Genomic DNA, 18962 nt, shown 5'->3' with positions numbered 1-18962 from the left:
CGCAGGACCACCCAGCGCCGTCGTGTGTGCGGCAGAACATCGTCACTTGAGGCGCTCCATCTCCAAGACCACCTCATGATGCCCCGACAGAGACGCCGGGAGATGCACGTCGCCATCGACGAGCCGGCCGTCCAGCCGCACTGAGGCGAGCCGATCTCCGCTCCCGGTCACCGTGATGGTCAGCGAGGAATCGCGGTAGCGGAAGGCGGAGAGCGTCGCGCCGTCGAAGCGTTCGGGCACGATCGGCGCGAAGCGGATCCCGTCCTCGGAGAGGCGCATGCCCAGCACCCCGTGGTGGATCATCCGAAGGTAGGCGGTCGCGGACCAGGTCTGGTGCGGTTCGCTGGGCCAGTGGGCACCTTCCTGCCAGCCGCCGTCGACCTCACCATTGATCGCGTTGTAGATTTCGAAGAACTCGCCGTCGCTGCCGAGAAAGAGGCGTTCGAGGTCGTCGAGGTTCTGTTCGAACACCGCGGACTCGCCGACGACGGCCGCCGTCGAGCCGAACATGCCCATCACCATCGGCCAGCAGACGGCGTTGTGCCGGCCCGGTTGTTCGTCGGAGAAGCGCTCAGGGAAGTGCGGCCAGACGTTGACCACTCCCTGCGGCTGGCGATGGGTTCTCCGCAGGATGTCTCGCGCGAGGTCGGGATCCGCGACGCCGAAGAGCGCCGCGAAGGCGATCCCGCAAGCCTCTTCGTCGTCCGCGACGGAACCCTCCGCGTCGCCGCTTCCGTGCAGCAGGTAGCCGTATTGCCTCGCCGTCGGCCGCCAGAGCTGCGCGTCGATGGCCGAGGCCAGCGCGTCGGCGCGTTCGTCGAAGGATTCCTCCGGGGCGTCCAATGCGCGAGACATGGCTGCGAGCGTGCGCAGCGCGCCGACGTAGAGCGTGTTGGTGGAGAGGCACATCAGTTCGTGCGCCGGCGGGTAGTCGAGCACGAAGCTCGATCCGTTGCCCGGCTCCCATGGCGGTCGGGGATAGCCGGAGATGCCGTCCTGCATCACCGCTCCGCCCGCGTAGAGACCGTGTGCCGGGCGGAAGCGTCGCTCATGCAGGATCGCGAGCGACCGCGCGCCCACTCCACGTGCCCACGCGAGGAACTCCCTGTCGCCGGTGGCCAGGTAGTGGTGCCACGCGGCGAGCACCCAGATGATCTGGTCCCACCACTGATCGTCCTGGGCGAGGATCGGCTCATCGCTTCCTTGGCAGACCATGACGAGCGTGTCCCGCGCGACGTCCGGTGCGAGGAAGCTGGCCGCGTTCCAGGCGTTGATGGCGGCATCCCGTGTCCAGGGATCGGGGTAGTGGGCGCCCGCGCGGATGAACCTCGGGGGTTCGTCGGCACTCCGCCCCGCGACGATGTTGAGGTCCAACAGGTTGTGAACCGCCCTCGAATACAGGAATCCGCTGGCCTCGCCGCCCGGCACCGCGAGGACGGGCCGGTGGTGATGGGTGCCTTCGATGCCTGGTTTCTCGACCATCGCAGCGCCGCCTCTCCTCGGGATGACCACATCGTAGGGACTGATCACCCGAGCGTGTGACGAGGCGCAGGGTTGGGCTCGGAAAGACCCGCGGAACGCCGGTTTGAACGTTGTTCAATAACGGTGTTAGATGGTGCTCATCCGCACAGGGAGCCTGAAGGAGATCGTCATGAGCAGCCGTGCAGAAGCCACAGCCCGACCCAAAGGGTTCGCGTCTGCAGACCTCGCCTACATCGCCGTGTTCGCCGCGCTGCTGGCGGCCCTGTCGCTCGCTCCGGCGGTGCCCATCGGCGTCGTCCCCGCGCCCATCACGCTCCAGCTCGTGGGTGTCGCGCTGGCGGGCCTGTGCCTCGGCTGGTGGCGCGGTGCGCTCGCCGTGGGCCTCTACGTTCTGGTGGGCCTGGCCGGGCTGCCGGTCTTCGCGGGTGGCAAGGCCGGCATCGGTGTGCTGGCGGGCCCGACGGGTGGCTACCTGATCGCCTTCATCCTCGCGGCGGCGCTGACCGGCGCGATCGCCCAGGGGATCGTCAGGCGCGGTCTGACCGTCCTCACCCCGGTGTGGTTCTTCCTGGCCTGCATGGTGGCGCGGGTGCTGATCGTCTGGCCGCTCGGCGCCGCCGGCATGGCTCGCGCGGTGCCTATGCCCTTCGGGGATGCCATCGTGTTGGAACTCACCTTCTGGGTGCCCGACGCGGTCAAGTTCGCCATCGCGTCGCTGCTGGCATTTGCGGTGCACAAGGCTTTCCCGCGACTATTCATTCGATGATCGAACTGCATGCCGTCAGCGTTGTGATCCCGGCCGTGCGCCGGGGCGAGGCTGATCGCGTGCTGCTCGACGACGTCACCCTTTCACTGCCCGAACGCCGGATCGCGGTGATCGGGGCCAACGGCTCCGGCAAGTCGACGTTGCTGCGGCTGCTGAACGGTCTGCGCGCGCCGTCGTCGGGTCAGGTGCTGGTCGATGGGCTCGACACCGTGCGTGACGCCAAGGCTGTGCGACAGAAGGTGGGCTTCGTCTTCACCGATCCGCTGGCGCAGCTGCTGATGTCCACGCCCATCGAAGACGTGGAGCTGAGCCTGCAGGCCACCATCAAGGACCGCCGCGCCCGCACCGAGCGCGCCCGGCAGCTGCTAGCTGAGCGTGGCATCGAGCGCGTCGCGCATCAGAGCATCTACGACCTCAGCGGGGGAGAGCGTCAGCTGGTGGCGCTCACCAGCGTGCTGGCCGTCGAGCCCACCGTGCTGGTGGCCGACGAGCCCACCACCCTGCTCGACCTGCGCAACAAGCTCGCCTGGCGTCGCACCCTGGCCGAGCTGGAGCAGCAGGTGATCTTCTCCACCCACGATCTCGACGTGGCCGCCGATGCTGATCGGGTGCTCGTCATCGACGACGGGCGCGTCCTCGCCGACGGGCACCCCGACGACGCGATCGCCGCCTACGTGGGAGCCATGGCCCGATGAACGCCCACACGAGTCTGCTCGGCGTCTACCAGCCAGGCGACGGGTGGCTGTTCCGGCTGCCGATCGGCTGGAAGTACCTGCTGATGTTGGCCGTCGCCGTGCCCCCCGTGCTGGTGAGGGAGTGGTGGATCACCGCCGCCGCGCTGATCGTGGTGCTCGTCGCCCTGCTCACCTCGCGCGTCTCGCTGGGCCGGATCCTCGATGTGGGCTGGTACCTGTGGGTGCTGCTCGGCGTAATGGTCGCCTATCAGCTGATCTCACTGCTGCCCGTGATGGCTTTCGTTGGCCCTGGCAATCTGTTGGCTGCGGTACTGGCAGCCCGGATGCTCACGCTCACGACGTCGACGCCCGACCTGATGGACGCGCTGGCCCGAGCGCTGGGGCCGCTGCGTCATGTCGGGGTCAATCCCAGGGCCGTGACGCTGACCATCGCGCTGATGATCCGCTCCATCCCGTTCCTGGCCGGTGCCGTGCAGGACGCCCGCGACGCAGCCCATGCGCGTGGGAGGACCCGCAATCCGGTGGCGCTGCTCACGCCGGCGGTCGTCGGCGCGGTGGCCTACGCGCAGCGCACCGGCGAGGCCCTAGAGGCTCGCGGACTTCCGCGTTGACGCTCTAACCGGAGAGCACCGTGCGTAGACGCCGGGCTTCGACGGTGAGGCGCGCCGAGCCGGACCTGTCGGCAACCGCGTCGAGTCCCGGAACCGACTCTCTCGCCCCGACGACCAGTGCCGCCTCGGCCGCGATGCCGACCAGGTCGGCGGCTCCCGGACGTGCGCGCGTCGCCTCGAACAGCACTGGCAGCGCCTGGCGCAGCAGGTTCCAGACGTACCGGGATCCGGCGACGCTTGAGGCCGCCACGTCGCGCAGATGCGACGCCCACCGTCCGAGTTTGTAGCTGGGAAGCGGCGCGGCCAGCGCCCAGGCCGGACCGGCGGCCACGCCGTCGAGCGCGCCTGTTGCCAGAAGGCCCAACGTGGCGTCGGTGGCGGCGGCGCGCAGCTGGGTGTGGTCGGCTGTGGCGGCGTCGGCGAGCGCGAGGTGGCTGGCCGGGCCCAGCGCTCCCTGCTGATGCGGAAAGGCGATGAGGGGCGCCGTCTGGTTGACGGTGCCGCGCCACCATTCGAGAGCCTTCAAGTCGTGCAGAGCGAGCGCCTCGCGCAGGGTCGGCAGCAGTGCGACGTCCACCTCCTCGCTGAGGTGCGCGCCTCCATCCGCTCGGGGCGTCGAGAGTCGGAGGAGCAGACCGCCGCCGCGTCCCGAGGTGCCAGGCCACTCGCCCATGAGAGCGACGTAGGGGTAGTTCGAGTTGTCGCGCAGCTCGAGGCTCAACTCGGGCCCGGGCACCGGCCCACGTCGTAGCTCGCTGACCAACCACGACGCGGCCTCGCCGCCGATGGCCTCCACCTGCGCCGCGAAGCCGGGGCTTGGGTCGAGCGGCAGCCGCAGCCAGGCTGCCTCGAGGTCTCGCGGCAGGACCGGCCGAGACTCGCGCTGAGCACGACGAAGATCGTCGAGCAGTCGATCTGGATCGACGAGCCCGGTGCTGTCACGAGGGAAGGACAGCAGCAGCACCTCGTCCTGCAGGTGGCCGAGAACTTCGCGGGCGCGCTGGACGTTCGGGGCGAGGGCGCGGCGGGCCCGGACAGGCCGACGCGGGAGGAGAAGGCGATCTGCCAACGACGGCCGCCAGATCAGAGAGAACTCGTTCAGCATCATGGGCCAGTGCGCGGACCGATCGCGGAGGGGCAGTGCCTTCTTCTGCTGCGGTGTGAGCGAGGCCCCGAACCGGGCGAAGCCATCGATGAGGCGCTCGTCGTCGCCGAAGGTCGGCCCGACCTTGGCCGCCCGGCGGACCAAGTCGATCAGCTCGTCGACGGATTCGATCCTGGGGAGGGGTGGGGCAAGGAGCAGTGGAGGCAGCTCGGGCAGGGCGGGCGCGCTCTCGGTTGAGGCTCCTCGGATGCTGGGGCTGACCGCCTCCATGGCCCAAGCGATTTCGGCAGCAGCATCGCCCGCCGGAAGACTGCCGACCAAGGCCAAGGCCTTCTCCTGCACGATCCGCTTGGGGTGGGAGAGCCCGATGCCGGCGACGCGCACCACCTCGGCGGCGGCCTCCGGTGTGCCCTTGGCCAAGGCCCTCAACCAGACCAGCGCCGCCTGAGGAACTCCGGCATCCGCCCTGGTCAGGGCCACTTCGCAGGCGATCACGGCGGTGGAACGATCGGCCTCGGCACCCCGAAGCGCAGCCAGGGCATGCCGCGCGACGAATGCCTCTTTGGACTCCACCAGAGCCAGATACTCCCGTCGATGGGCCAGCGCCTCCTCGGGCGTGGGGGAGAGCTCCTCGACGAAGTCCAGCGCTGCCCGCAGATGCGGTTTCATGCCACCCCGAACCAGGCAGGCGAGCGCACGATTGTGTAAGTCGGTGCGATCGACCTTGCCTTCTCGCACCCACTGCCCGGCGAGTTCCGCCCACCGCCGCTGCTTCCCTTCTGCCTCCCACACGGCGTTCGGAGGAGGAACCGCGTCGTGCAATCTGTCGGAATCCAAGGCCCGCAGGAGCAGCGTGGGGAGTTCGGGGTCGACGGTGAACTGGGCATCGGCGTCGAGGGTCACCTCCTGGCGCCGCAGCCAGTGCACGGCGTAGTCGGGGGTGTCGAGGTGCCGGAGCCCCAGGTGCTGGAGGATCGGATCGATCACGTCCCAAGCCGCCTGGCTGGCGCCTCCCCGCATGAGCGTTCCTGCCAAGATCTCGGCGAGTCGTCGCTGCCAGGCCGCTGGACGCCCAAGCACCACGGCAGTCTTCTCCGGCCAGGTTCCCCAGTCGAACTCCTCGGCTGCACGCTCCGGCGACGGCGTGGTGGCGAGCTGCGCGATCGCGAGCCCGGCACTGCCGACCGGGTTTTTCGCGAACGGGCGGTCAGACTTGGGGGATCGCCACCACGCGGCCTCCTCCTTCTCCAGCGACCGAATCAGGGGCTTCGTGGTCTCCCGCTCGGCCTCAGACACACCGTCATACAGCCGCAGGACTTCCGCGTCGCGATCGCGCCGGATCGCTCGCTCCAGCGCCTCCAGGTCGATCATGCGCTCAGCTCCACAGCCAAACCATGCTTGCAAGGGCCCCGACTGGTGCCGTGACGCAGCCCCCAGTCGCAGCCGCACAGCCAACCGCCGTCGGTGCGTCGGAGGCGGTAAGTCGATGCGCCGGAGCGCACCGTCGCCGCCTCGTTCTCCAGCGTGATGGCGCCCTCCTCGACGAGGCGTTGGGCCGCTACCAGCCGAGGGTTTCGGCGGGCGGCCTTGTCGGCGTCGTAGGGAAGATCACGATGGAAGAACCGGCCGTCGGCGTTGTCGAAGCCGACGCGGCCGGACGTGCCCAGCCTGGTGAGGGTGCGCCGCACGCGCGGCTCGTCCCAGCCGAGCGCCAGGGCGAGTTCTGCGGAACCGGCGCCGGGCGTCCAGGCCAACACGTCGAGGACGGCGTCGGCGTCGTGCGCGTCGCCGGTGGCGAGGTCGCGCAGCACCCCGCCCTCGCCGCTGAACCCACGCGCGACGTCGGGTGACAGCACGAGGGTGAGATGCGCCGTCGGCAGCACGAGCTGCCACGCGCTGGATCGCGGCTCGCTGCCGCCGTCGGTGGGACCGTAGATGCGCAGCGCGGTCGTGAACCGCAGCAGCGGGAGCAGCTCGGCGAGACGATGGGCGCCGTCGAGATAGACGGCGCCAGCAGAGGCGGTGGCGGACAGGCGCAACGTGCGTCCAGAGGGCACCACCCAGATCCGCCGGCCATTCGGTGGCAGCGACCGAAGGAAGCGCAGCGCGTCGATGGCGCCGAGTTCGGCCAGCGGGTGCATCGTGGCGCAGGCCACCGAGGCCTCGCCGAAGCCGCGCACCCACCGATCCGGCAGCTTCACCTTCCGCTCGACGTGGGTCTCCGTCTTGGTGGTGGCGGTGACGGCGTCGCGGCCCACCGAGAGGTGTAGCGGTTCGCCGGAGCGGATGGTCGACAGCGCGTGCCGCAGCGGGGGATTGACGTCGATGTTGGTGGTGCCCAGTTCCCCGAGTTCGCCGTCCAGCGACGTCAGGTCGAACCGGGCGTATACCCCGCCGCAGCCGGAGAATGACTCGAATCTGAGCCGTTCGCCGTCGCTGGTGACGACGGGATCCAGCGAACTCCAGTCGATCCGCGAGTAGTAGCTCGTCGCGGCGACGTTGGCGACCGCCAGGATGCCGCGCGCGCACTCCTCCGCGTCGACGACGAACCCGCTGAAGAAATGCGGACTGTCCACCAGCCCCGAGGGGCCGGTGGCCATCGAGGTGGCCAGTTCGATGGAGCGGTCGTCGGCGATGGACTCCCAGGCATAGGTCACCGTCATGGCTGAAGCCTATGGGTTGCCTCCGACAAAGAAGACGCAGCATCCACCCGCAGGCGAGGACCAGTGGTCCGACGCTGTCATGCCCATGCGGTTCAGTTCTGTTCCGCGGCCTGAGCCAGACGGGCGATGTGGAGGGTGAGGTAGGTGACCTCGTCGTCCGACAGTGACTGGTCGTCGAGCGTGAGCAGGTAGCGGATGCGCTCGGCGCAATGATGCGCAGCGGGGTGCGCGTCGGTGATGGCCGATCGAATGCTCACCGCCTCGCCCTCGTACTGCTTGCGGCTGTGCAGGCGAACGAACAGGTAGCGCAGATGGGTGACGAACCTGGCGACGCCCATGGAGTTGCGGTCGATCGTCGTTCCCAGCTCGGCCTCGATCAGGCTGAGGATCCGGTTGAGCTTGGTGGTCATCTCGACCATCGGCGCGATATTGGTGCCCGAGAACTGGGCGTTGACGATGTGCATCGCCACCGCGACGGCCTCGTCGTCGGGAAGGTCGATGCCGAGACGTCGACGCACCAGGTCGACGGCGTCTCGTCCGACAGCCATCTCGTTGGGGTAGAGCTGGGTCACCTCCCACCGGAGGGGGTAGTCGAGTTCCAGGCCCGTGCGACTGCGCTGAACAGCGAAGCAGAGGTGGTCGGCCAGAGGAAGGATGAGCGACTGGCTGACGCGCACGGCGAGCCGGGAGTGCGCCATCTCAGCGATCTCACGGGCGACCTTGACCGTCTCGAGTGGTGTGTCGGTCAGCAGGGCCGCGAGCCGGTCGAGCGAGGTGGTCTGATCGGGGACGAAACGCTCGCTCACGGCGTCCGGGTCGATCCGGTCGCCCGGCTTGCGGCCGTAGCCGATCGCGCGACCGAGCACGATGGAGACGCCGTCGTCGTCGGTGACCATGACGGCGTTGTTGTTGAGGACCCGCGTGACGCGCATTCCAGGGAAGTCCTTCTTCTCGTGGCGTGGGGGACGGACCGGGCCGAGGTCCGGTCCGTCCCCCACACCGCATTGATGCGAGGGTAGTGCCTTCTAGCGGCCGACCAACAGGGCCGGTGTCGACGCGGTCACGTCGCCGTCCGCGAGTGGACGGACCGTGCCGAAGTCGTCGCTGTTGGTGACGATGACCACGGTGGTCGTGTCGAGCCCGGCGGCCTTGATGGCCTCGAGATCGGCCTCGACCAGCACATCGCCGGCCTTGACCTCGGTGCCCTTTGCCACCCTGTTCGAGAACGGCGCGCCCTGGAGCGAGACCGTGTCGAGCCCCACGTGGATCAGCAGGTCGACGCCGTCGACGGTGCGCAGCCCGATGGCATGTGGCATCGCGACCACGATCTTGGCGTCCGCAGGAGAGGTGACGCGCCCGGATGTCGGCACGACGCCGAAGCCCTGGCCCATGGCACCGCTCGAGAACACCTTGTCCTTGACCTCTGCCAGCGGGATGATCCTGCCGGTCATCGGCGACGCGATCTCCACGTCGACGGCCGATGGCGCAGCGTCGGCGATAACCTCTCCTGCCTCGGCAGCGGCCTCGGCGGCCACGTCGGCGGCGTCCTTGGCCTTGTCGGCTGCAGAGAAGCCGAAGAAGTAGGTGCCCACCGTGGCGAGCACGAACGACAGGCCAGTGGCCACCAGCAGCCAGATGAAGTTGGCTTCGTTGCCGTCCGGATCGATACCGATGGGCAGCGTGAGCAAGCCGGGAGCGCCGGTGCCGAACACCAGGACCCCGAATGCGCCCGTGAGGCCGCCGCCGATCGCACCGGCGATGCAGCCGATGATGAGCGGACGCTTGCGCGGCAGGTTGACGCCGTAGATGGCCGGCTCGGTGATGCCGAAGATGCCGGCGATGACGGTGGAGCCGACGATCGCCTTTTGCTGCCGGTTCTTGAGGCGCAGGAACACGCCCAGTGCCGCACCGGCCTGCGCCAGCACGGCCGGGAAGGCCGCCGACTTGACGGGGTCGAAGCCCTGGGTGGCCAGGTTGTTGATGAAGATCGGCACGATGCCCCAGTGGATGCCGAAGATCACCAGCACCTGCCACAGGCCACCCATCAGCACGCCCATCAGGATGGGGGAGAAGCTGTATGCGGCCTGGATCAGCGCGGCCATGCCGTTGCCGAGATAGACGCCGAGGGGGCCGAGCGTCATCAGCGTCAGCGGCACCATGATGACCAGCGCGAGCAGCGGGGTGATGAAGTTGCGCACCGCCTCATGAATGCGATTGTTGAAGAACTTCTCGATGTAGCTCATCACCCAGACGCCGAGCACGATCGGCACCACCGACGAAGTGTAGCTCTGCAGCAGCACGGGGATGCCGAAGAAATCGACGTCGTTGCCCGCCTGGCCCCAGGCTCGCAACGTGGTGGGCCCGACGCCGCCTTCACCGTCCGGCATGTTGATGGTGGCCAGTTGCGTGTAAAGCAGAGCGCCGGCCAGCGTGAGCGCCGTGTACGGGTTCGAGTTGAACTTCCGCGCGGCGGTGACCGCGAGGTACATCGGCAGGAACATGAACAGCGCGTCGGCGGCGGCGTACAGGATGTGGTAGGTCGGCATCGTCGTGGTGAGCCAACCGGCGGACACCGCGATGAGCAGGAGGCCCTTGAGGATGCCGGTGGCCGCCATGACGCCGAGGATGGGCGCGAAGATCGACGACACGACGTCGATGATGCGCCCGACGACGGTCCCGCTCGCCGGGGCGTCGTCGCCCTTGCCTTCGCGGTCGGCGGTGAGGCTCGCGGGGAGACCCGCGTAGACCTTCGGAACGTTGTTGCCGATGACGACCTGGAACTGGCCGCCGTTCTCGACGACGGTGATGACGCCGGGGAGCGAGGTCACCGCGTCCTTGTCTGCCTTGCTGCGGTCCTTGAGGGTGATGCGGAGGCGGGTGGCGCAGTGCACGACCGCGCCGATGTTGCCCTCCCCGCCCACCTTGGCCACGATGTCCTTGGCCAAGGTTGCGTAGTCGACGCCTGCCATCAGTTGCCTTCCTTGTCGGTGTGGGGTGTTTCGTCGAGGCTGGCGCCGCGGGTCTCGATGACCTTCTGGTACCAGTAGGAGCTCTTCTTGCGAGACCGGGCCAGCTCGCGCAGGTCGAACTCGTCGCGGTCGATGTGGATGAAGCCGTATCGCTTCTTGACGCCCTGGTGGGTGGAGATCAGGTCGATGGCCGACCACGGGCAGTAGCCGAGCACGCCGACGCCGTCGGCGATCGCCAATTGGATCTGCTCGATGTGCCGACGCAGGTAGTCGATGCGGTAGTCGTCGTGGACCATGCCGTCCTCGGCGAGCTCGTCGTAGGCGCCCAGGCCGTTCTCGGTGACGAGCAGCGGCAGGTGGTAGCGGTCCCAGAGCTCGCGGAAGGTGACGCGGAACCCGACTGGGTCGATCTCCCAGCCGAAGGCGTTCTTCTGCAGCCCGGGGTTGTCGACGGCCTTGTAGAGGCCGATCTCGCCGCGCACCATCTGCTGGTCAGCACCGCGCACGCGCAGGTCGGACGCGTCGCCGCTCGGAGCCGCCACCGTCTGGGTGGCGTAGTAGTTGAACGCGAGGAAGTCGGGCTTGGCGGCGGCCAGGATCTCCATGTCGCCGTCGGCGATGGTAGGAGCCCAGCCCTTCTTGACCAGGTAGGCCCAGGCCACGTTGTTGTACTGACCGCGAACCGCCAGATCGGTGTAGAGCCAGTTGCGGATCGCGTTCCAGTCCTGAGCCGTGACCATGTCCTCGGGCGTGCAGGACGCGGGGTAGACGTAGGCGATGTTCGGCGCCGGCCCGATCTTGGCGTCGGGCAGTGTCTCGTGGCATCGGATCATCACACGTGCCTGAGCGAGGAACATGCCGTGGTTCTGCTGGAACAGATCCTTCTGCGCCTCGTCGCCGGACAGCGTCGTCGTGCCCAGCATCTTGCCGTGCATGATCATCATGTTCTGCTCGTTGATGGTGAGCCAGTACTTCACCTTCGAGCCGTACTCGCGGAAGAGGACGTCGCCGAATCTGACGAAGGCGTCCACCGTCTCCGGGTTCGCCCATCCGCCCCGCTCCGCCAGCGCTTGCGGCAGATCGAAGTGGAACATCGTGACGATCGGGATGATGTCGTGCGCGAGCAGCTCGTCGATGAGCCGGTGGTAGAAGTCGATGCCGGCCTGATTCTCGGGACCGTCGCCGGACGGCAGGATCCGCGTCCAGGCGATGGAGAACCGGTAGGCCTTGAGCCCGATCTCGGCCATCAGCGCCACGTCTTCGGCGTAGCGGTGGTAGTGGTCTGCGGCCACCTTGTAGTCGGTGGTGCCCTCCGGGAAGTGGGTGCGGGCGTCCTGCACCGACGGGCCCTTGCCGTCGGCGTCCCAGGCGCCCTCCACCTGGTAGGCGGAGGTCGACGCACCCCACAGGAACCCCTCTGGGAACGCGGGAACGACGTCATACTGCATAAAACTGCTCCTTCTCGATGTCTCGTTGGGTCTTGCAGCGAACGAGCTTCGGGCAAACAAAAAAGGACCCCGACCCGGACGACACAAAATCATCCGAAGCCTGAGTCCTTGCCTCATCGCTGAGTGACATGCCCAATGCTCGGCCCCCGAAGGGACAGGCGCCACTCTAGATCTGCTCTCGCGCGAATGTCAATGACCCGACGTGGCTACGCAAGACCTCCGCGTTGTCAGGAGCTGTGCTTAACAGCCTTTCCGCAGGGAACCCTGACGGCCTGACGCGTTGGGGTGTGAGCCGGCAAGCCGGCGGCGGAGGGGAGATCACCAAGAAGGCTGCGGCCGCGTATACGGGAGCGACGAAGCAGGACGCGCGGCCACGCCACGCCGGGACACGCCCCTCGGACTCACTTATAAAGTCCGGCCGCTGCAGCCCGCTCGGTCAGGTCGTCCAACGCGGCGCGCCGCTCGGCTCGCATGCGACGCTGATAGTCCACCAAGTCGCTGAGGCGGACCCTACGATGGCGACCTCCAGCTGGGCGTTCATGAGCGATCTCGCCGTGATCGATCAGCTTGACCAGGGTAGGCCGGCTGATTCCAAGGAAGTTGGCCGCCTCCTGTGTGGTGAGCCGCTGATCGAGAGGCGCGACGGTGATCGCCTTGCCCGCACCCATCGACTCGACCACCTTGACCAACACCTGATAGGCCTCCATTGGTAACGGCACCGTTTGACCATCAGGCCCCAGAAGAGCGGCCGGCTCCGTGACATGCGCGAGGAAGCGTGATAGATCCAGCATCGCTTCCATATCAGCAGGCGGAAGGACGGTCGTCGGCTCTGTCGTCGGTGAAGACATGCACCAAGCATACGCTTGAATCGAAATATTCGAAAGGGGTGAGAGTGCTACCCGCGTGGCCACGTGGCGACCGACGAGTGTCAGTTCGGGTGCCTGACGGATCAGGAGACAAGCACCTCAGCGGGTGGGACGTGTCGACCGGCAGCGGAGATCGAGAACGTCGCCCGCTCGGCAACATCGATAGGCTGTGGCCCATGCAGGAGTTCACCATCATCACTGGTCTGTCCGGAGCGGGTCGTCGTACCGTCGCTCACGCCATGGAAGACCTGGGGTGGTACGTCGTCGACAACTTGCCGCCGGCCATGCTGCCTGCGCTGTCGGAGTCCTTGGAGGAGGTGGGGGAGCACCGGATCGCCGTCGTCACCGACGTGCGCAGCCGCTCGCTCTTCGCGCAGCTGCCCAGGGCGATGGAGCGGCTCCGGGATCGTGGCTTCCGGATCACCATGGTGTACCTGGAGGCCACCGATGACGTGATCGTGCAGCGGCAGGAGTCCAACCGTCGGCCGCTGCCGCTGCAGGGCGACGGGCGTCTGCTGGACGGCATCAGGAAAGAACGCGAGCTGCTGGCTCAGCTTCGGGCCGACGCCGACATCGTCGTCGACACCACTCGCCTCAATGCGCGTCAGCTCGTGCAGCGCATCGTGAACCACTTCGGCGACGACGCCAGCGACCAGCTGAAGGTGGCGCTGATCTCGTTCGGCTTCAAGAACGGGGTGCCCGTCGATGCCGACATGGTCTTCGACGTGCGCTTCCTCCCCAATCCGTTCTGGATCCCGGAACTGCGGCCCAAGTCGGGTCTGAGCAAGGACGTGGCGTCCTACGTGCTCAAACACGATCAGGCGCAGCGCTTCCAGCAGCATATGCTCGACCTACTCATCGATGTCGCGCCCGGTTACCTCACCGAGGGCAAGCGTCAGGTGACGGTCGCCGTCGGCTGCACGGGCGGCAAGCACCGTTCGACCTCGATGAGCGAAGAACTGGCGACTCGGCTGCGTGAACAGGGGGTCACCGTCAGCATCCTGCACCGCGACCTAGGGAAGGAGTGAGCGGCTTGCGACAGCTCCCCAGGGTAGTGGCCTTCGGCGGCGGGCATGGGCTCTCCGCTTCGCTCAGCGCGCTGCGCCGGATCACCGACCAGCTCACCGCCGTGGTGACGGTCGCCGACGATGGCGGCTCCTCCGGCCGGCTCCGCAAGGAGTTCGCCTGCCTTCCGCCCGGGGATCTGCGCATGGCGCTGGCCGCGCTCTGCTCCGATGACAAAGTAGGGCGCACCTGGGCGAGCGTGCTGCAGGCCCGATATAACGGAAGCGGCCCCCTCGCCGGTCATGCGGTGGGCAATCTGCTGATCGCCGGGCTCTGGCAGGAGTTCGACGACCCCGTCGAAGGCCTCGACATGGTGGGCGATCTGCTGCGCACCCGCGGTCGCGTGCTGCCGATGAGCTCGGTGCCGCTCGACATCGAGGCTGACGTGCTGGGCCTCGACCCCATGGAGCCCGACGAGATCTGCACGCTCTCCGGACAGTCGACGGTGGCCAAGACCATGGCCACCGTGCAATCGGTGCGTCTGGTGCCCGATCGGCCGCCGGCCCGGCCCGAGGCCGTCGCCGCGGTCGAGGAGGCCGACGCCGTCGTGCTCGGTCCTGGATCGTGGTTCACCAGCGTGATCCCGCACCTGCTGGTGCCCGAGCTCGCCGCCGCCATCGGGCGTACCAAGGCCACCCGGATCCTGGTGCTCAACATCGCCTCTGCGGCCGAGACCGACGGCTTCACGGCCTCCAGGCACATCGAGCTGCTCGCCGAGCACGCGCCGGAGCTGCGCCTGGACAAGGTGATCGTCGACGTCGCGTTCGCCGATCGTTATCTCGAGCGTTTCGTCGCCGCTCTCGGGGGCGACGTCGTGATCGCCGACCTGCGCGCCAGGGACGGCTCGACCACCCACGACATCAACCGGCTCGCGTCGGTGTTCAGCGAGGTCATCGGATGACCGAAGGAAGAGGTGCCGCATGGCGTTGACCCAGAAGGTGAAGTCGGAGCTGGCCGCCGTGCCTGCCGCGCAGCCCAACGCCCGCCGGGCGGAGGCGATCTCGCTGCTGCGCTTCGGCGGGGGACTACACCTGGTGGCCGGGTCCATCGTGGTGGAGGCCGAGCTCGACACGTCGGCGGCCGCGCGTCGGCTGCGCCGTTTCCTCGCCGAGCTGTACTCGGTGGAGAGCGAGCTGATGGTGATCAACGCCTCCGGCCTGCGCCGGGGAACGCGGTACTGCCTGCGCGTGGGCCGGCAGGGTGAGGAGCTCGCACGCCTCACCGGCCTGATCGATCGCAACCGACGCCCCGTGCGCGGCCTTCCGCCGACCGTCGTCGGAGGCTCGCAGGCCGATCAGGTGGCGGTGTGGCGTGGCGCCTTCCTCGCCCGCGGCTCGCTCACCGAACCCGGACGCTCGATGGCGCTGGAAATCACCTGCCCCGGATCCGAGGCGGCGCTGGCGCTGGTCGGTGCCGCGCGCCGGCTCGGGGTGGAAGCCAAATCGCGCGAGGTGCGCGGCGTCGATCGCGTCGTGGTGCGCGACGGCGAGCAGATCGCCGACCTGCTCACCCGGATGGGTGCCCAGGAGACCCGGCTCGATTGGGAAGAGCGACGGATGCGTCGCGAAGTGCACGCCCAGGCCAACCGGCTGGCCAACTTCGACGATGCCAACCTCCGGCGTTCGGCCCGGGCCGCGGTCACGGCGTCGGCCAGGGTGGAGCGGGCGCTGGAGATCCTCGGCGCCGACGCGCCCGATCACCTCACCTCCGCGGGGAAACTGCGGCTGGAGCACCGCCAGGCCAGCCTGGAGGAACTCGGCCAGCTGCACGAGCCGCCGCTGACCAAGGACGCCATCGCGGGTCGCATCCGACGCCTGCTCACCGCGGCCGACAGGGCCGCTCGCAGCCAGGGGATCGCCACCACCGAGGAGAGCCTGCCGCCCGAACTCAGGGATGCCTGAGCTCGCGTGACAAGGCCATATAACGGTTGATGAACATCGGGTGACCAGAACCGGACCCCCCTATCGCCTACGCCCTGTAGTGCGGTTAGGATGGGCTTCGTCCGTTTGTTGTTCCGCTCGTAGGAAATCCCCAACGTTGTGGAGCACAGGTATCTCGAAGGAGATCACTTCATATGACCGTTAAGGTTGCAATCAACGGCTTCGGCCGCATCGGCCGTAACTACTTCCGCGCTCTGGTCGCCTCGGGTGCCGACCTCGACGTCGTGGCAGTCAACGACCTGACTGACAACAAGACCCTCGCTCACCTCCTGAAGTACGACTCGATCCTGGGCCGTTTCCCCGGTGAGGTCACCTACACCGACGAGGCGATCTTCGTCGACGGCAAGGAGATCAAGGCCTTCGCCGAGCGCAACCCGGCCGATCTGCCCTGGGGCGACCTGGGCGTTGACATCGTGATCGAGTCCACCGGCTTCTTCGTGGACGCCACCAAGGCTCAGGCGCACCGCGACGCCGGCGCCAAGAAGGTGCTCATCTCGGCTCCGGCCAAGAACGAGGACATCACCATCGTGATGGGCGTCAACGACGGCCTCTACGACAACGACGCGCACAACATCATCTCCAACGCGTCCTGCACCACCAACTGCCTGGCCCCCATGGCCAAGGCGCTGAACGACGCTCTGGGCATCGTCAAGGGCCTGATGACCACCATCCACGCCTACACCCAGGACCAGAACCTGCAGGACGGCCCGCACAGCGACCTGCGTCGCTCGCGCGCCGCGGCCCTCAACATGGTTCCCACCACCACCGGTGCGGCCAAGGCCGTCGCGCTCGTGCTGCCGGAGCTGAAGGGCAAGCTGGACGGTTACGCGATGCGCGTTCCCACCCCCACCGGTTCCGCCACCGACCTCACCTTCGAGGCCGCCCGCGAGACCACCGTCGAAGAGGTCAACGCCATCGTCAAGGCTGCGGCCGACGGCAAGATCCTCAAGTACACCGAGGATCCCATCGTGTCCAAGGACATCGAGACCGATCCGGCCTCCTGCGTCTTCGATGCTCCGCTCACCAAGGTGATCGGCAACCAGGTCAAGGTCGTCGGCTGGTACGACAACGAGTGGGGCTACTCCAACCGCCTCGTCAACCTGACCGAGCTCGTCGCTTCCAAGCTCTGATCAGCTAGCACCACGGTGCATTGAGGGACGGCCCCGCGAACCCCACCTTCGGGGTCGCGGGGCCGTCTCCGCGTTCTCACCCCTTCTCAGAAAGGCTCACATCTTATGAAGACCGTTGACGATCTCGGAGATCTCACCGGCAAGCGGGTGCTCATCCGCTGCGACTTCAACGTCCCCCTGGACGCTGACAAGAACATCACCGACGATGGCCGCATCAAGGCGGCGCTGCCCACGCTCACCAAGCTGCGCGAGGCCGGCGCCCGCGTCGTGATCATGGCTCACCTGGGCCGTCCCAAGGGCGAGGCCAATCCCAAGTTCTCGCTGGCCCCCGTCGCCGCCCGCCTGGGCGAGCTGCTGGGTGTCGACGTGAAGCTGGCCGAGGACGTCGTCGGCGACTCCGCTGCCGCCACCGTCGCATCGCTGCAGGACGGCGACGTCGCCCTGCTGGAGAACGTGCGCTACGAGCCGGCTGAGGAGTCCAAGGACGAGGCCGCCCGCCAGGAGCTGGCCGCCAAGTACGCGGCCTTCGGCGACGTGTTCGTCTCCGACGGCTTCGGTGTGGTGCACCGCAAGCAGGCCTCTGTCTACGACGTGGCCAAGCTGCTGCCGAACGCCGCCGGCTACCTCGTGGCCAAGGAGGTGGGCATCCTCAAGCAGCTCACCGAGACCCCCGAGCGCCCGTACGTCGTCGTGCTCGGCGGCGCCAAGGTTGCCGACAAGCTCTCCGTCATCGACAACCTGCTGAAGGTTGCCGACACCCTGGTCATCGGCGGCGGCATGGCGTACACCTTCCTGAAGGCTCAGGGCAGCGGCATCGGCAACTCGCTGCTCGACGAGTCCAACCTGCAGACCTGCCTCGACTACGTCGAGACCGCCAAGAACGCGGGCAAGCAGATCCTGCTGCCCGTCGACGTGCGCGTCGCCAACGGCATGAACTTCGACGCTCGCACCGTCGACGGCGACGTCGAGATCGTGTTGGCCGACAAGATCCCCGACGGCAAGATGGGCCTCGACATCGGCCCTGAGACCGAGAAGCTGTACGCCGAGGCCATCACGGGCGCCAAGACGGTGTTCTGGAACGGTCCCATGGGCGTCTTCGAGATCAAGGCTCTGGCCGAGGGCACCGCCGCGGTGGCGCAGGCCCTCACCGAGACCGACGGCCTGTCCGTGGTCGGCGGCGGCGACTCCGCTGCGGCCGTGCGCGTGCTGGGCCATGCCGACGACGAGTTCGGCCACATTTCCACCGGCGGCGGCGCGTCGCTGGAGTTTTTGGAGGGCAAGGAACTGCCCGGTATCGCCGTTTTGGAGGAGAACTGATGACCCGCAAGCCCATCATGGCCGGCAACTGGAAGATGAACATCGACCACGTCGAGGCCACCGGACTGGTCGAGAAGATCAACTACACCCTGATCGACAAGAGCTGGGATCCGGAGCAGTCGGAGGCCGTGTTCTGCGTGCCGTTCACCGACATCCGCACCGTGCGCACCCTGATCGACGGCGACCGCCTGCGCTTCGGTCTCGGTGCGCAGAACGTGTCGCAGAACGACAACGGCGCCTACACCGGCGAGATCTCCACCTCGATGCTCAGCAAGCTGAACGTCGATTACGTGATCGTCGGTCACTCCGAGCGTCGTGAGTACTACGGCGAGACCGACGAGATCGTCGCCGCCAAGGCCGCCAAGGTGCTGTCTGCCGGCATGGTTCCGATCGTGTGCGTCGGCGAGGGCCTCGACATTCGCAAGGCCGGCGAGCACGTCAGCTACACGCTGGCGCAGCTGCGCGGCAGCCTGGCCGGCCTGACCGCCGAGCAGGTCGCGGGCATCGTCGTCGCCTACGAGCCCGTGTGGGCCATCGGCACCGGCGAGGTCGCCACCTCCGAGCAGGCCCAGGAGATGTGCGCCGCCATCCGCGCGGACATCGCCGAGGTCTACGGCCAGGAGGCCGCCGACGCGGTGCGCATCCAGTACGGCGGCTCGGTGAAGTCGGGCAACGTGGCGCAGATCATGGCGCAGCCCGATATCGACGGTGCTCTGGTGGGCGGCGCGAGCCTTCAGCCCGACGAGTTCGCGGCGATCGTGCGGTTCTACCAGCTCTGATCACCTGATACAGACGACGTCGGGGGGGGACCCAAGGTGCCCCCCCCCCGCGGTTTTTTGCCCGCCGCCCCCCCGGGAACGCGGGGGGCCCCGGGCGGGCGGGGGAGGTTGGGGGTTCTTGACCCC

16 protein-coding genes are annotated in these 18962 nt (G+C 67.8%); 9 read left to right on the top strand and 7 right to left on the bottom strand.

Going from position 1 to position 18962, the window contains the following annotated elements:
- Nucleotides 1-42: 42 nt before the first annotated feature.
- Nucleotides 43-1482: an MGH1-like glycoside hydrolase domain-containing protein gene (locus tag P0D62_RS05800; protein WP_275701687.1), complete on the bottom strand. Its 1440-nt coding sequence runs from the start codon at nt 1480-1482 to the stop codon at nt 43-45.
- A 169-nt stretch (nt 1483-1651) separates the two neighbouring features.
- Here P0D62_RS05800 and P0D62_RS05795 point away from each other — a divergent pair, with 169 nt between their 5' ends.
- The 3 genes from P0D62_RS05795 to P0D62_RS05785 are packed head-to-tail and all read left to right on the top strand — an operon-like array spanning nt 1652 to nt 3554.
- Entirely contained in the window at nt 1652-2248 is a 597-nt protein-coding gene (locus P0D62_RS05795) for a biotin transporter BioY (RefSeq protein ID WP_275701686.1), read from the top strand.
- Nucleotides 2245-2943 carry an energy-coupling factor ABC transporter ATP-binding protein gene (locus P0D62_RS05790; protein ID WP_275701685.1) on the top strand — a complete coding sequence of 233 codons (699 nt, stop codon included), beginning with the start codon at nt 2245-2247 and terminating at the stop codon, nt 2941-2943. Before P0D62_RS05795 ends, P0D62_RS05790 begins: the two co-directional genes overlap by 4 nt.
- A complete protein-coding gene (locus P0D62_RS05785) occupies nt 2940-3554 on the top strand; it encodes an energy-coupling factor transporter transmembrane component T family protein (RefSeq protein WP_275701684.1) in 615 nt (204 codons plus the stop codon). Before P0D62_RS05790 ends, P0D62_RS05785 begins: the two co-directional genes overlap by 4 nt.
- A gap of 4 nt (nt 3555-3558) precedes the next feature.
- Here P0D62_RS05785 and P0D62_RS05780 read toward each other — a convergent pair whose 3' ends face one another.
- The 6 genes from P0D62_RS05780 to P0D62_RS05755 all read right to left on the bottom strand — a co-directional run bounded on the left by P0D62_RS05780 (nt 3559) and on the right by P0D62_RS05755 (nt 12587).
- Nucleotides 3559-6030, bottom strand: coding sequence for a DUF6493 family protein (locus tag P0D62_RS05780; protein WP_275701683.1), 2472 nt, complete (start codon nt 6028-6030; stop codon nt 3559-3561).
- Nucleotides 6027-7322: an SWIM zinc finger family protein gene (locus tag P0D62_RS05775; protein ID WP_275701682.1), complete on the bottom strand. Its 1296-nt coding sequence runs from the start codon at nt 7320-7322 to the stop codon at nt 6027-6029. Before P0D62_RS05775 ends, P0D62_RS05780 begins: the two co-directional genes overlap by 4 nt.
- Before the next feature lie 92 nt (nt 7323-7414).
- Complete coding sequence (locus P0D62_RS05770; RefSeq protein WP_275701681.1) at nt 7415-8254, bottom strand: PRD domain-containing protein; 840 nt, start codon at nt 8252-8254, stop codon at nt 7415-7417.
- Nucleotides 8255-8347: 93 nt separating this feature from the next.
- Complete coding sequence (locus P0D62_RS05765; protein WP_275701680.1) at nt 8348-10291, bottom strand: beta-glucoside-specific PTS transporter subunit IIABC; 1944 nt, start codon at nt 10289-10291, stop codon at nt 8348-8350.
- The gene (locus tag P0D62_RS05760) at nt 10291-11739 is read right to left on the bottom strand and encodes a glycoside hydrolase family 1 protein (RefSeq protein WP_275701679.1); all 1449 of its coding nucleotides are present in this window, start codon (nt 11737-11739) and stop codon (nt 10291-10293) included. Before P0D62_RS05760 ends, P0D62_RS05765 begins: the two co-directional genes overlap by 1 nt.
- A gap of 401 nt (nt 11740-12140) precedes the next feature.
- A complete protein-coding gene (locus tag P0D62_RS05755) occupies nt 12141-12587 on the bottom strand; it encodes a helix-turn-helix domain-containing protein (protein ID WP_275701678.1) in 447 nt (148 codons plus the stop codon).
- A gap of 194 nt (nt 12588-12781) precedes the next feature.
- Between P0D62_RS05755 and rapZ the strand changes: the two genes are divergently transcribed.
- The 6 genes from rapZ (at nt 12782) to tpiA (ending at nt 18836) form a co-directional block, all read left to right on the top strand.
- Nucleotides 12782-13633, top strand: coding sequence for an RNase adapter RapZ (gene rapZ / locus P0D62_RS05750; protein WP_275701677.1), 852 nt, complete (start codon nt 12782-12784; stop codon nt 13631-13633).
- On the top strand, nt 13630-14571 hold the full coding sequence (locus tag P0D62_RS05745) for a gluconeogenesis factor YvcK family protein (protein ID WP_275701676.1): 942 nt from the start codon (nt 13630-13632) through the stop codon (nt 14569-14571). The genes rapZ and P0D62_RS05745 overlap by 4 nt, the downstream gene beginning before the upstream one ends.
- A 19-nt stretch (nt 14572-14590) precedes the next feature.
- Entirely contained in the window at nt 14591-15571 is a 981-nt protein-coding gene (whiA, locus tag P0D62_RS05740) for a DNA-binding protein WhiA (protein ID WP_275701675.1), read from the top strand.
- 173 nt (nt 15572-15744) lie between these two features.
- Nucleotides 15745-16740 carry a type I glyceraldehyde-3-phosphate dehydrogenase gene (gene gap, locus P0D62_RS05735; RefSeq protein WP_275701674.1) on the top strand — a complete coding sequence of 332 codons (996 nt, stop codon included), beginning with the start codon at nt 15745-15747 and terminating at the stop codon, nt 16738-16740.
- Between the two features lie 105 nt (nt 16741-16845).
- The gene (locus tag P0D62_RS05730; protein ID WP_275701673.1) at nt 16846-18057 is read left to right on the top strand and encodes a phosphoglycerate kinase; all 1212 of its coding nucleotides are present in this window, start codon (nt 16846-16848) and stop codon (nt 18055-18057) included.
- Entirely contained in the window at nt 18057-18836 is a 780-nt protein-coding gene (gene tpiA / locus P0D62_RS05725) for a triose-phosphate isomerase (RefSeq protein WP_275701672.1), read from the top strand. The genes P0D62_RS05730 and tpiA overlap by 1 nt, the downstream gene beginning before the upstream one ends.
- Nucleotides 18837-18962: the final 126 nt, after the last annotated feature.

It is taken from the genome of Tessaracoccus caeni (assembly GCF_029211185.1).
GTDB classification, from domain to species: Bacteria; Actinomycetota; Actinomycetes; order Propionibacteriales; family Propionibacteriaceae; genus Arachnia; species Arachnia caeni.
This window is presented reverse-complemented; position numbering and strand designations above follow the sequence as displayed.

Bases quoted from the DNA above. Each gene is read 5' to 3' on its own strand.
- P0D62_RS05780 (WP_275701683.1), bottom strand. From the start codon at position 6,030: ATGATCGACCTGGAGGCGCTGGAGCGAGCGATCCGGCGCGATCGCGAC.
- P0D62_RS05765 (WP_275701680.1), bottom strand. From the start codon at position 10,291: ATGGCAGGCGTCGACTACGCAACCTTGGCCAAGGACATCGTGGCCAAG.
- P0D62_RS05760 (WP_275701679.1), bottom strand. From the start codon at position 11,739: ATGCAGTATGACGTCGTTCCCGCGTTCCCAGAGGGGTTCCTGTGGGGT.
- rapZ (WP_275701677.1), top strand. From the start codon at position 12,782: ATGCAGGAGTTCACCATCATCACTGGTCTGTCCGGAGCGGGTCGTCGT.
- P0D62_RS05775 (WP_275701682.1), bottom strand. From the start codon at position 7,322: ATGACGGTGACCTATGCCTGGGAGTCCATCGCCGACGACCGCTCCATC.
- P0D62_RS05730 (WP_275701673.1), top strand. From the start codon at position 16,846: ATGAAGACCGTTGACGATCTCGGAGATCTCACCGGCAAGCGGGTGCTC.
- P0D62_RS05790 (WP_275701685.1), top strand. From the start codon at position 2,245: ATGATCGAACTGCATGCCGTCAGCGTTGTGATCCCGGCCGTGCGCCGG.
- P0D62_RS05755 (WP_275701678.1), bottom strand. From the start codon at position 12,587: ATGTCTTCACCGACGACAGAGCCGACGACCGTCCTTCCGCCTGCTGAT.
- P0D62_RS05800 (WP_275701687.1), bottom strand. From the start codon at position 1,482: ATGGTCGAGAAACCAGGCATCGAAGGCACCCATCACCACCGGCCCGTC.
- whiA (WP_275701675.1), top strand. From the start codon at position 14,591: ATGGCGTTGACCCAGAAGGTGAAGTCGGAGCTGGCCGCCGTGCCTGCC.
- P0D62_RS05770 (WP_275701681.1), bottom strand. From the start codon at position 8,254: ATGCGCGTCACGCGGGTCCTCAACAACAACGCCGTCATGGTCACCGAC.
- gap (WP_275701674.1), top strand. From the start codon at position 15,745: ATGACCGTTAAGGTTGCAATCAACGGCTTCGGCCGCATCGGCCGTAAC.
- tpiA (WP_275701672.1), top strand. From the start codon at position 18,057: ATGACCCGCAAGCCCATCATGGCCGGCAACTGGAAGATGAACATCGAC.
- P0D62_RS05785 (WP_275701684.1), top strand. From the start codon at position 2,940: ATGAACGCCCACACGAGTCTGCTCGGCGTCTACCAGCCAGGCGACGGG.
- P0D62_RS05795 (WP_275701686.1), top strand. From the start codon at position 1,652: ATGAGCAGCCGTGCAGAAGCCACAGCCCGACCCAAAGGGTTCGCGTCT.